Genomic DNA, 11,471 nt, shown 5'->3' with positions numbered 1-11,471 from the left:
GCGGCCCCTGGCGGCGGGCATGGCATGTGCGTCTCAAACCGCTCGCGCTCGCCGGTGTCCGGTGGCCGTAAAATGTCCTACTCTGTTTCTTAACCCGCCTGACCGGCACGCGCCTCCCGTCCGTCATCTGTGCGGTTCGCGCATGTCGCGTCGCTTTTACCCGGAGGCTTCGATGACAACCGTCGATCTGGAATTCGACCAGCTCAACAGTACCGTCGACGCGCTACGGCGCTCAATTTCCAATCGCATGATGTACGGCGTCGGCAAGGACGCCGTCACCGCGCATCCGCATGACTGGCTGCACGCCGCCGCGCTCGCGGTGCGTGACCGGCTGGTCGCGCGCTGGATGAAGACCACGCGCCTGCAATACGAACAGGATGTGAAACGCGTCTACTACCTGTCGATGGAGTTCCTGATCGGCCGGACGTTTACGAACGCCTTGCTGGCGCTCGGCATCCACGACCAGATGAAAGAGGCCCTCGCGAGCCTCGGCGTCGATATGGAGATGTTGATCAATATCGAGCCGGACGCCGCGCTCGGCAACGGCGGTCTCGGCCGGCTGGCGGCGTGCTTTCTCGACTCGATGGCCACGCTCGGCATTCCGGGCTTCGGCTACGGTATCCGCTACGAGTACGGCATGTTCCGCCAGGAAATCGTCGACGGCGAGCAGGTCGAAGCGCCGGACTACTGGCTGCGCGCGGGCAATCCGTGGGAGTTTCCGCGGCCGGAGATCAAGTACATGGTGCACTTCGGCGGCCGCACGGTGCAGCGCGGCGAGCACGTCGAATGGATCGACACCGAGCACGTGAACGCGACCGCATACGACACCGTCATTCCCGGCTACGCGACCGACGCCACCAACACGCTGCGTCTCTGGTCCGCGCGCGCCACCGAGGAACTCGATCTCGGCGCGTTCAACCGTGGCGATTACCGCAACGCCGTCGACACCAAGAACATGTCGGAGAACGTCTCGCGCCTGCTGTATCCGGACGACTCGACACCGGCCGGCCGCGAATTGCGGCTGCGCCAGGAATACTTCTTCGTGTCGGCCACCATGCAGGATCTGATTCGCCGTTATCAGCGCACGCACAGCACGTTCGGCCGTTTCTCCGAGAAAGTGGCGGTGCATCTGAACGACACCCACCCCGTGCTGGCGATTCCCGAGCTGATGCGTTTGCTGGTGGACGTACATCACGTGCCGTGGGACAAGGCGTGGACGCACGTCACGAAAATTTTCTCGTACACCAATCACACGTTGATGCCGGAAGCGCTCGAAACGTGGGACGTCGAAATGCTCGCGCGCCTGTTGCCGAGGCATCTCGAGATCATCTTCGAGATCAATGCGCAGTTTCTCAAGCACGTCAGCGAGCAGTCCGGACATGACGGCGAGATGATTCGCCGCATTTCGCTGGTCGATGAATACGGCCAGCGGCGCGTGCGCATGGCGTATCTGGCGATCGTCGCGAGTCATAAAGTGAACGGCGTGTCGAAGCTGCATTCGCAACTCATGACACGCGATATCTTCGCCGACTTCGCGCGCGTCTATCCCGACCGCTTCACCAATGTGACCAACGGCATCACGCCGCGCCGCTGGCTCGCGCAGGCGAGTCCGTCGCTGTCGTCGCTGATCGATCAGCAGATCGGCAAGCATTGGCGCAGCAATCTGTTCGAGCTGGAACAACTGCGCAATCTGCGCACCGACAGCGGCTTTATCGAGGCTTTCCGCGAAGCGAAGCGGCAGAACAAGATCCGCCTCGTGCAGCGGCTCGCGCATCACACCAAGCTGCATTTCGATCCGGATGCGCTGTTCGATCTGCAGGTCAAACGCATTCACGAATACAAGCGGCAATTGCTGAACGTACTGCATGTGATCGTGCGCTACAACCAGATTCGCGCGAATCCCGAGCGCGACTGGGTGCCGCGCGTGGTGCTGTTCGCCGGCAAGGCCGCGTCCGCGTACCGGATGGCGAAGACGATCATCAAGCTGATCGGCGACGTGAGCGAGAAGGTTAATCACGATCCGCTGATCGGCGACCGCCTGAAGGTGGTGTTCGTGCCGAACTACGGCGTGAGCGTGGCCGAACTGATCATTCCGGCGGCCGATCTGTCCGAACAGATTTCGATGGCGGGCACCGAGGCGTCGGGCACCGGCAATATGAAGCTCGCGCTGAACGGCGCGTTGACGATCGGCACGATGGACGGCGCCAATATCGAAATCTGCGACGCCGTGGGCCGCGAGAACATCTTCATTTTCGGCCATACCGCGGATGAAGTGGACAGTCTGCGCGCCTCCGGTTACCGGCCGCGGCAGATCTACGAGGAGAACGCGGAACTGCGCATGGCGCTCGATCAGATCCGCACGGGCTTCTTCTCGCCGGACGACCCGTTGCGCTTCTCGGACATCTTCCACACGCTGGTGGACTGGGGCGATCACTACATGGTGCTGGCCGATTTCGCCGCGTTCGCGAAGGCGCAGGACGAGGTGGACGCGCGCTTCGTCGACAAGCGCGCGTGGGCGGAAAGCGCGATCGAGAACGTCGCGGGGATGGGGCAGTTTTCGTCGGATCGTACGATCGGTGAGTATGCTCGCAATATCTGGCATGTGAATCCGCTGGATATGGAGTGAGCTGCGCGGCCCATCCTATGGAGTGAGCTGCGCGGCCGATCGCATCAGTGCCGCGCAGTCTCGCTACTGAGTCAGGCTTTCCCGGGCGCTAGCCGCCCGCAACCCCAGCTCGCCACGCGGAAAATCGAACAGCACGTCCACCTGCTGCATGCCCATCAAGCCAATCACGATGCGATTGGCGTCGGGTTTCGCCTTGACGATCGTGACCTGCGCGCCTTCGTAGCGATGCACCCACTTACCCGAGCCGACCGCCGCGTCGTAGTTGCCGCGTTTGAGCACCTTGCCGATGTCGTCGTCGCCGGTCCAGTCCGGGGCCTTGTCCGTCTCGATGCGAATCATGTCGGTGCTGGCCGTGGCAAACACCAGCGGCGCGCAAAACGTCATCTTGTCGCCGACGTTCACGCAGCCTCGCGGCCATTGCACGGTGCCATTCTGCGCGACGACCATCGGCAGCATCGTGTAGTCCTTCGTGAGCGCGTTCGACGGACTCAGCAGCAGGTAGGGTTTCGCGAAGTTCGCATGCACCAGATACCGTTGACCGACATTGCCGCCCAACGCGCGCAGCGGCTGCGTGCAACAATTGTCGTCCGGCTGCGCCGCGCCGATACCGAACAGACCCGAGAACGCCCAGCCGAACTCGGCCGTGTAGCCGTCCAGTCCCACGCAGTGCCGTGACACGGCCTGGCAGTCCACCCGCTCGACCGCTTGCGCGGTGACTTGGGCCGTCTTGAGACCCGCGATGCTCAACGGCACCTTCACCGCCGCGCCGGAGACCTGTGCGCCGTTCGCCAGCGGCAGCGAACTCACCGGGCCGGCGTTCGGATAGTCCGTGCCCGGCAGTGCCGATTTCAGCACGCGCACGCCTTGCGTGCCCGTATCGAGCGCGACGTACAACGGCTTGCCGTCGAGTTGGACCGGCAGGCCGAGGCGCGCGTGATCGTCGTCGGCGCGCTCCACGTGCAGCGGGATCAGCAGGCCGTCGGCCCCACCGTTGACGAGCGCGGCCGTGGAAGCAGGCGGCGTGGGCGTGGGAAAGCTGGTGGAGCAGCCGCTTAGCGCGGCGAAGGCGGCGGTGGCGAGCAGCGCTGCCACGGCACGGTGACGCAGGGGAGCGCGCCGATCGGTGCGGCCGGGCTGGCTCGTGCCACGGACACGCAAGAGAGACCACGGAGACGGCAGGAACGACAGGGACATAGATCACGCTTTGCAAAGAGGCGAGTTCCTGGCGAAGGCGAGGCATCGTGATGCGGCGAGGCGACCGGCACGTGTGGCATCAGCGGCATGTGCGCCGACTTGCCGAGGCGTGACACGACGAAACCGGGACGCTATCTGGCCTGCGGGCGGGAACGCGCGTTGACAGGAGCGGCGACTCTACATGGCCGCTCAGCTGTACTTGCAAAGATGTGTCAAGGTGCGGCGGGTGGCACTGTCGCCGCGCCGTATGCGGCTGCCGGCTAGCATCGATGCCGCGTGGGCACGCTGATTATGGCGACGCGGGCTTGCATCGAAAGCCGCTGCAAAAGCGGCACTTTCCGACGTGCGCCACCTCAGTAATCGCGCGGACGGCGGATCACCGTGGCCTGCGCGCGACCCAGCGTCGCGCGGTCGAGTGCGGCGGTCAGCAGGCCGATCACGTCGTCGAGCGTGCGCGACGTGACTTCGACGCGAAAGGTCACGCGTTCGTGTTGCTGATCGACCGTGACGACATAGAGGCGCAGATCGTCGCCGAGCGACGCGTGCAGTGCGCGTCGTCCTTCGGCCGACGAGGTGCCGGGCACGGTGACGTCGATGATGACGAGCGGGACGACGTGATGTGTACGGCGGCGAATCGTGCGCGGTGCGCGCGGAACGAAGAGGTCGGACGTGGCGACGGAGGTGTGCATCGTGGTTGCGCCGATTCGGCGAGGCGGCGCGCGTTGTTGATACCTGCCCACTCTATCGACGCGCGTCTCAAGGACGCGCAAAAGCTGCTGCACGGCGAATCAAAATGGTGTTAACGCGACGCCTTCAAAACACCGCTCACCAACGCGCGCGACGCACGGCCTCAACCGGCGCTGCTCGCCCAAACTCAAACCTTCGGCGCCGGCGCCGAAGCCTTCGCTTCATCCACGGCCGCGCCGACGCGCTCGACGAACTCACGGTCGACGCTCATCAGCGCCTCGCGCTCGCCGGTCGCCGTCTGCACCATCAGGCGATGGGTGACGTCCTGAGTCGCCCAGGTCAGCCAGCCGACTACCGCGAGCATCGTGCCGCACACCATGCCGACCGGCGAGCGAAATATCGCGCCGACGATCGCGCAGGCTACGCCGACGAGCGAGATGGTCAGCGGCAAGACCTTGTTCTTCTGCACGGTGACTACCTGCACGCCGACGATATCGCGCAACGGAAAGACCTGGCCAGCGGAGGAGAGCGCGTTACGCGTGACCGACACGCCACGATCGTTGAAAGGAGTTTCCATCGAGTTGAATGCAAGGGATAGCAAAGGGCGCAGCGTACCAGATGCGGCCAGGCGGCGGTAAGTGACGGCGTGGCGCAATCGCCAGGCTCATCGCGGCAAGCTGCCCTACGTCAACGATTGCCCTGAAATTTGCGGCTTCGTTGAACCATGGTTCGGAGCGGCCGGGTACGCCACGAGAACCCCACCCGTCACTACGCGCCCGCGGGACCCGGATCGATACGTCCAAGCCGCGACAGCACGAACGTGCCGCACACCTCGAAGCCAAGCCGTTCATACAGTCCGATCGCGGAATGGTTTTCACTGAACACGTGCAGAAACGGTGTCTCTCCGCGTCGCTCGATTTCTCCGCGCAAGATCTGGATGAGCCGGCGGGCAAGGCCTTTTCCGCGCCAGGTTTCGTCGACGCATACCGCGCTGATCTCAACGTAGCCGTCCATGCGCATCCGTTCGCCGGCCATCGCGATCAGACGCCCGCCGTCGCGCATGCCGATGTAATTGCCCATCTCGGGCGTGCGCTTGCCGAAAGGACCGGGCCGGGTTTTCTGCACCAGATCGAGCATCTCATCCGTATTCGCTTCGCTGAGGCGGATCACGTCAGGGGCGGCCGCGCTGCCGCTGCCGTCGGCTTCGGCGGCGCGCGTCGCGACCATGCGATGGAGCAGGCCGATACGCGTTGCTTGCAGCGCGTCGATGGGACGCAGTTCATCTTGAGAGAGCAACGCGACCGTTTCGCGAGGTTGCAGCAGCGCGTGAAGCGCCTGATAGGCGGCGGGCGTCTTGTCGGCCAGTGCGGCGAATGGCGCGACGTCGGCAAGGTATCGACGGGCGAGGGCATCGCCGTGGCCGAGATGCGCCTGGCGGGTGGTGAGCGCGGTCCAGATCACGCGCTCCAGGGTAGCTTGAATTGAACCACTCATACGGTTTCCTTTTGCCTTGGGGACTAACGGCTCGATTGAATGTTTGCGTGAAACCCGGTGCTCAGCGCGGCGCGTATCGCCGACACACCGTCAGCACGATTTGCCGCAGCCAGCGATGAACCGGATCGGCTTCCAGCCGAGGGTGCCACATCTGCGAGACGGTGATCTTTCCGGTTGCCACGGGGAGTTCGAAGGCGTGGACCGCGCCGCCCGCAACGTGTGCTTGCCGATCCGCTTGATCGCCGAGAAAAGACGCCGGCACGAGCGCCACCAGATCCGAACTTCGAGCCACGGCGCGCGCTGCGGAGAAGCTCGGCACGACGGCCACGATGCTGCGTTCGAGACCTAGCGCGGCCAACGCTTCGTCGACCGGTCCGCTGGTTCGCGCATGCCGTGACGCGACGACATGGCCGAACGCGACATACCGTTGCGCCGTCACTTCACCATCCCGTTGCAGCGGATGCCCCTCTCTGACGATACCCACGAAGCGATCGCGGAATAACGCCTGGAGACGCACCTCGGGGCCCATTTCGCCTAACACGCCGATCTCGAGGTCGGCCGACCCGTCTCGCAGATGCGTCGCGCTCTTCTCCGGCTTCGGCGCAAAACGCAAACAGACGTGCGGCGCAACCGCCGTTACGGCGGCGATCAGCGGCGCGCCGAACACTTCGACGAAACCGTCGTTGGCGCGAAGGGTGAAGGTCTGCCGCAAGGTCGAGAAATCGGTTTGCGCGGGGGACGGACGCAGCACGGCACGCGCTTCATGCGCCGCATTTTGCGTGCGCTCGCGGATCGCTTCGGCGTACGGCGTCAGCACCATATGACGGCCCGCGCGAACCAGCAATGGGTCGCCGGTTGCCGCGCGAAGCCTGGCTAGCGTTCTGCTCATCGCCGACGCGCTGAGTTCCAATCGACGTGCGGCGCCGGCCACGCTTGCCTCGGCGAGCAGCGAATCGAGCGCGATCAGCAGATTCAGGTCGGGTTCGGCCATGGCGGATCGTAACATTCCCGCGCGAGATAGCGCGTCCCGTGCAGGTTATGAGTGCGGCCGATGCGCCTTCCGCCATGTCTCACCCCGCCATATATTGAATGCACCGGTTCGCGACCGACGAGTCCTGCTCCGAGGCGTTCGGACCTGCGTCATTCAAATTCAAAGGGATCGCTCACATGCAAACTTCAGCGCGGCAGAACACCATTCTTCTCATCGGCGCATCGCGTGGCCTCGGACTGGCGATGACCGCGGAATACCTCAAGCGCGGCTGGCGCGTGATCGCCACCGGGCGGGCGACATCGACGGACAAGCTGCGTCAGTTGAGCGGCGCGCTCGAGATCGAAACCGTCGACATCACGCTGCCGGAGCAGGTCGCGGATTTACGCGCACGCCTCGCGGATCGGCAGATCGATGTGCTGTTCGTCAACGCCGGCGTCAAGAACGACGATCGGGAAACCATCGCCGACGTCTCGACCGAGGAATTCATCCGCGTGATGGTGACGAACTCGCTCAGTCCGATGCGAGTCGTCGAAGCGTTCCAGGACCTCGTTGCGCCAAACGGAACGATCGGCGTGATGTCGTCCGGACAGGGCAGTGTCACGAACAACGTCAACGGCCAGTACGAGGTTTATCGGGGCAGCAAGGCCGCGCTGAACATGTTCATGCGCAGTTTCGCGGCACGCCACGCCGACGACCCGCGCACCTTGCTATTGATGGCGCCGGGCTGGGTGCGAACCGACATGGGCGGACCTGAAGCTCGTCTGAGTATCGAGGAAAGCATCCCCAACCTGTTGAATACGATCGACGCCTACGCAGGCCGCTCAGGATTGCACTACCTCGACTATCTCGGCCGGGTGGTTCCGTGGTGAGGCGACCCGCTGCTTGCCCACTCGGGAAAAACGACTGAAGACGACTGAAGCAACTACCGAGGCGCGCCGTGCGCGGCCGCCTCCAGGATCGGCAACACCTCGGCCGCCCATGCGAGCCAACCCTGTTCCGTCATGATGCCGCCGCGCAAAACCGCATGCTGCAGCTTCTGCGCGGTCGACAACTCGCTCGCCGCAAAGTCGCGCTGTTCGATCTCGAGATAGGTGTCCAACCTGGCCCGATGCTCCGCGATCAGCCGGCGTAATTCCCGATCCACCCCATGCGGACCGATGACGGATTCCGCCCGCAGCTTGATCAGCAGCGCACGGCTCGCGTCGCCGTCCGTCGTGGGTTCCGACACCCAGCGCGCCAGTTCGTCCTGCCCCGGCGCCAGCACCTGGTACAGCCGGCGGCGCCGCTTGCCGCCGTCTTCATCGTCGCTTGCCACGATCCAGCCGGCCTCGGCCATCCGCCCGAGTTCGCGATAGATCTGCTGATGGCTGGCATGCCAGAAATAGCCGATGGATTTGTCGAAGCGCCGCGCAAGGTCGTAGCCGCTGGAAGGCTTTTCCAGCAGCGAAGTGAGAAGGGCGTGTTGAATGGACATGGGCGCCATTTTAGCGGCTGGCGTCAGGGGCGCAAAAACTTTATGCACTCAGTTGCATATCGCGCGGCATCCCGTTATTCTTTATGCAACCAGTTGCGTATTGATTGTCGTCTGTACCACCGTCTGTACCAAGGAGACCAACGTGGAAGCACACCCCTTATCCGACGCCGCGCAGCGCACGCTGTCGGCCTGGCACGATCTGTTGCAACGCAATGCGATGGATGAACTGGACCCGCTGCTGGCCGACACCATCGTGTTCCGCTCGCCGGTTGCGCACACGTCCTATCCGGGCAAAGCGGCGATCCGGCTGATACTGAAAACGGTCAACGGCGTGTTCCGCCAATTCGAGTACCACCGCCCGAGTACCACCGCCGTTTCGTCAGCGAAGACGGCCGCAGCGTGGTGCTGGAATTCAGCGCCGAAGTCGACGGCAAATCGCTGAAAGGCATCGACATGCTGCGCTTCGACGAGCACGGCAAGATCGAGGAATTCGAGGTCATGGTGCGTCCCATGAGCGGCTTGCAGGCGTTGTCGGCTCAGATGGGGGCGCAACTGGCGTCGGCCCAGGCCGTGCTGAGCGGCAAGAGCGCCGCAGTTTAGCGGCCGCCATTCCGCTTTGCCGACGCCGCGGGTCGCGGCCGAACCTGCCGCCCGCTCGTTGCTGGGGCGCTGCTGGCAAGCACCGAACACGGTTCCTTCCTCGCAGGAAAACTCATGTCCTTACCCGCCATACTCAAAGGCCGCCTCGCGCTGCCGATGATCTGCTCGCCGCTCTTCATCATCTCCAACCCCGAGCTCGTGATCGCCCAATGCAAGGCCGGTGTCGTCGGGTCGTTCCCGGCCCTCAACGCTCGGCCCGGACCGGTGCTGGAGCAATGGCTGGAGCGCATCACGCATGAACTGGCCGAGCACGACGCCCGGCATCCGGAACGCCCGGCCGCGCCGTTCGCGGTCAATCAGATCGTGCATAAGTCGAACAACCGGCTGGAGCACGACCTCGAACTGTGCGCCAAATACAAGGTGCCGATCACCATCACGTCGCTCGGCGCGCGCGAGGATGTGAACCGTTCGGTGCATGCGTACGGCGGCATCGTGTTGCACGACGTGATCGACAATACGTTCGCGAAGAAAGCGATCGACAAAGGCGCGGACGGCCTGATCGCGGTTGCCGCGGGTGCCGGTGGACATGCCGGCCGGCTGTCGCCGTTCGCGCTGCTGCACGAGATCCGCGAATGGTTCGACGGTCCGCTGGCGCTGTCCGGCGCGATTGCCAGCGGCGATGCGATTCTTGCCGCGCAGGCGGCCGGCGCCGACCTGGCCTATATCGGCTCGGCCTTTATCGCGACGTCGGAAGCCAATGCGGACGAGCGCTACAAGCAGATGATCGTCGACAGCACGGCCGCCGACATCGTGTATTCGAATCTGTTTACCGGCGTGCATGGCAACTACCTGCGCCACAGCATCGTCAACGCCGGACTGGACCCGGACGCGCTGCCGGAGTCCGATCCTTCCAGCATGAACTTCAGTGCCGAGAACGTCAGCAAGGCCAAGGCATGGCGCGACATCTGGGGCGCCGGCCAGGGCGTCGGCGCGGTCAAGCGGGTCATGCCCGCAGCCGAACTGGTGGCGCGTTTCGTCGATGAATATCAGGCCGCGCGCCACCGGCTGGAACTCGCTTCCGGGCTGGTCCGCTCATTCTGAGGCGAGCAGAAATAGAAAAACGCCCCGTAGGGCGTTTTTCCTGAATCTTGAACCGGCAAGGCGCTTGCGCTCCTCGCCGGCAAAGACTCGCTTAGAACTTGTGACGGATACCGACGCGCACGGCCAACTGCGTGTTCGCGCCAGCTGCCGGCAGGAAGCTGCTCGAGCTCGAACCGATCTGTGCTTGCAGAGCCGCACCCTTCGAGTTCGTGCCCTTGGCTTGCTGATACACGCCAAGCAGGTACACGTCGGTGCGCTTGCTCAGAGCGTAGTCGGCGCTTGCGTCGAACTGGTTCCAGTGGCCGTTGGTCTGGTCCTTGGCTTGCATGTACGTGTAGCCCAGTGCGCCCGTGATAGCCGGCGTGAACGCGTACTTGCCGCCCACTTCATAAGCGTTGAACGTCGTCATGTGGCCCGCGATCTGCTCGATGTTCGTGTGCGTCCACAGAGCGTACGCAGTCGCTGCGCCGATCGAGTACTTGGCGCCAACGCCAACCGTTGCCAGATCCTTAGCCACGCCACTGATCGACGAATTTGCCAGCGTCGTCGAGAAGGTCGTCGGCGATGCCGAACCCGGGTAGCGGATGTCCGTGTACGCCGCGCCGATACCGAACGGGCCGTTCGCGTAGTTCACGCCGAAGCTGTAAGCCGACGACGAACCGCCCGTGCCCGGTGCGCCTGCAAATGCCCCAGCCTGGTTCGAGAAGCCGTACATTGCGCCGAACGTCAGGCCCGCGAAGTTCGCGCTGCTGAACTTAACTGCGTTGCTGATACGGCTCGACGTGAGCTGGTCGATGTCGTTGATGTGGTAGCCGTAGTTGCCCGCGACGGTCTGGCCGCCGTTGGTGTACGAGCCGCCCAGATAGTCCGTCGAGAACGAGTACTGGCGGCCGAATGTCAGCGAGCCGATACCGTTTTGCGAGAGACCGACGTAAGCCTGGCGGCCGAACAGCGAGCTGCCTTGACCCAGTGCGCCGGTGCCCGAATTAAAACCGTTTTCCAACACGAACAGCGCTTTCAGACCGCCACCCAAGTCTTCCGTGCCGCGCAGGCCCCAACGGCTACCTTGAGCGACGCCGTCACCGTATTGGTACAGGTGCTGAGCTTGAGCGTTGGCGTGATTGCTGTACGTGAAACCTGCGTCGATCAGGCCGTACAGCGTGACGCTGCTTTGTGCGTGAGCGGCGGAAGCGAAGACTGCGAGCGTAGCGGCGGCAAATACTTTCTTGTTCAAGACTTTCTCCGATAAAAAATTGAGCGATCGCCAAGCCGTGCTCTTTGGCAGGGTCGTGCGATGGCCCGAA

Annotated in this window: 10 protein-coding genes and 1 pseudogene; 4 read left to right on the top strand and 7 right to left on the bottom strand. The window is 63.8% G+C overall.

Translation table 11 applies throughout. The features are described from left to right. Positions 1–172: 172 nt before the first annotated feature. Positions 173–2,626: a glycogen/starch/alpha-glucan phosphorylase gene (locus tag B0G83_RS17800; protein WP_105508935.1), complete on the top strand. Its 2,454-nt coding sequence runs from the start codon at positions 173–175 to the stop codon at positions 2,624–2,626. Positions 2,627–2,689: 63 nt separating this feature from the next. Here the strand turns inward: B0G83_RS17800 and B0G83_RS17795 are convergent, their stop codons facing one another. The 5 genes from B0G83_RS17795 to B0G83_RS17775 all read right to left on the bottom strand — a co-directional run bounded on the left by B0G83_RS17795 (position 2,690) and on the right by B0G83_RS17775 (position 6,992). Next, complete coding sequence (locus B0G83_RS17795) at positions 2,690–3,718, bottom strand: hypothetical protein (protein ID WP_258167933.1); 1,029 nt, start codon at positions 3,716–3,718, stop codon at positions 2,690–2,692. Between the two features lie 455 nt (positions 3,719–4,173). Continuing rightward, the gene (locus B0G83_RS17790) at positions 4,174–4,509 is read right to left on the bottom strand and encodes a hypothetical protein (RefSeq protein WP_105508933.1); all 336 of its coding nucleotides are present in this window, start codon (positions 4,507–4,509) and stop codon (positions 4,174–4,176) included. A 185-nt stretch (positions 4,510–4,694) separates the two neighbouring features. Next, on the bottom strand, positions 4,695–5,084 hold the full coding sequence (locus tag B0G83_RS17785) for a DUF6232 family protein (protein ID WP_105508693.1): 390 nt from the start codon (positions 5,082–5,084) through the stop codon (positions 4,695–4,697). A gap of 191 nt (positions 5,085–5,275) precedes the next feature. Further along, a complete protein-coding gene (locus B0G83_RS17780) occupies positions 5,276–6,001 on the bottom strand; it encodes a GNAT family N-acetyltransferase (protein WP_105508692.1) in 726 nt (241 codons plus the stop codon). Positions 6,002–6,062: 61 nt separating this feature from the next. Then, positions 6,063–6,992, bottom strand: coding sequence for a LysR family transcriptional regulator (locus B0G83_RS17775; protein ID WP_105508691.1), 930 nt, complete (start codon positions 6,990–6,992; stop codon positions 6,063–6,065). Between the two features lie 176 nt (positions 6,993–7,168). Between B0G83_RS17775 and B0G83_RS17770 the strand changes: the two genes are divergently transcribed. Further along, positions 7,169–7,861, top strand: a complete 693-nt coding sequence (locus tag B0G83_RS17770; RefSeq protein ID WP_105508690.1) for an SDR family NAD(P)-dependent oxidoreductase — start codon at positions 7,169–7,171, stop codon at positions 7,859–7,861. Positions 7,862–7,914: 53 nt separating this feature from the next. Here B0G83_RS17770 and B0G83_RS17765 read toward each other — a convergent pair whose 3' ends face one another. Beyond that, complete coding sequence (locus B0G83_RS17765) at positions 7,915–8,466, bottom strand: PadR family transcriptional regulator (protein WP_105508932.1); 552 nt, start codon at positions 8,464–8,466, stop codon at positions 7,915–7,917. Between the two features lie 217 nt (positions 8,467–8,683). Between B0G83_RS17765 and B0G83_RS17760 the strand changes: the two are divergent. Beyond that, a pseudogene (locus B0G83_RS17760) lies at positions 8,684–9,066 on the top strand (nuclear transport factor 2 family protein). A gap of 114 nt (positions 9,067–9,180) precedes the next feature. Next, the gene (locus B0G83_RS17755; protein WP_105508689.1) at positions 9,181–10,167 is read left to right on the top strand and encodes a nitronate monooxygenase family protein; all 987 of its coding nucleotides are present in this window, start codon (positions 9,181–9,183) and stop codon (positions 10,165–10,167) included. A gap of 91 nt (positions 10,168–10,258) precedes the next feature. Here the strand turns inward: B0G83_RS17755 and B0G83_RS17750 are convergent, their stop codons facing one another. Then, the gene (locus B0G83_RS17750) at positions 10,259–11,401 is read right to left on the bottom strand and encodes a porin (protein ID WP_105508688.1); all 1,143 of its coding nucleotides are present in this window, start codon (positions 11,399–11,401) and stop codon (positions 10,259–10,261) included. Positions 11,402–11,471: the final 70 nt, after the last annotated feature.

The sequence above is a fragment of the Paraburkholderia sp. BL21I4N1 genome (assembly GCF_002973525.1).
GTDB lineage: Bacteria > Pseudomonadota > Gammaproteobacteria > Burkholderiales > Burkholderiaceae > Paraburkholderia.
This window is presented reverse-complemented; position numbering and strand designations above follow the sequence as displayed.

Coding starts and splice junctions, on each gene's coding strand:
- B0G83_RS17800 (WP_105508935.1), top strand. CDS start 173: ATGACAACCGTCGATCTGGAATTCGACCAGCTCAACAGTACCGTCGAC.
- B0G83_RS17790 (WP_105508933.1), bottom strand. CDS start 4,509: ATGCACACCTCCGTCGCCACGTCCGACCTCTTCGTTCCGCGCGCACCG.
- B0G83_RS17785 (WP_105508693.1), bottom strand. CDS start 5,084: ATGGAAACTCCTTTCAACGATCGTGGCGTGTCGGTCACGCGTAACGCG.
- B0G83_RS17780 (WP_105508692.1), bottom strand. CDS start 6,001: ATGAGTGGTTCAATTCAAGCTACCCTGGAGCGCGTGATCTGGACCGCG.
- B0G83_RS17775 (WP_105508691.1), bottom strand. CDS start 6,992: ATGGCCGAACCCGACCTGAATCTGCTGATCGCGCTCGATTCGCTGCTC.
- B0G83_RS17770 (WP_105508690.1), top strand. CDS start 7,169: ATGCAAACTTCAGCGCGGCAGAACACCATTCTTCTCATCGGCGCATCG.
- B0G83_RS17765 (WP_105508932.1), bottom strand. CDS start 8,466: ATGTCCATTCAACACGCCCTTCTCACTTCGCTGCTGGAAAAGCCTTCC.
- B0G83_RS17755 (WP_105508689.1), top strand. CDS start 9,181: ATGTCCTTACCCGCCATACTCAAAGGCCGCCTCGCGCTGCCGATGATC.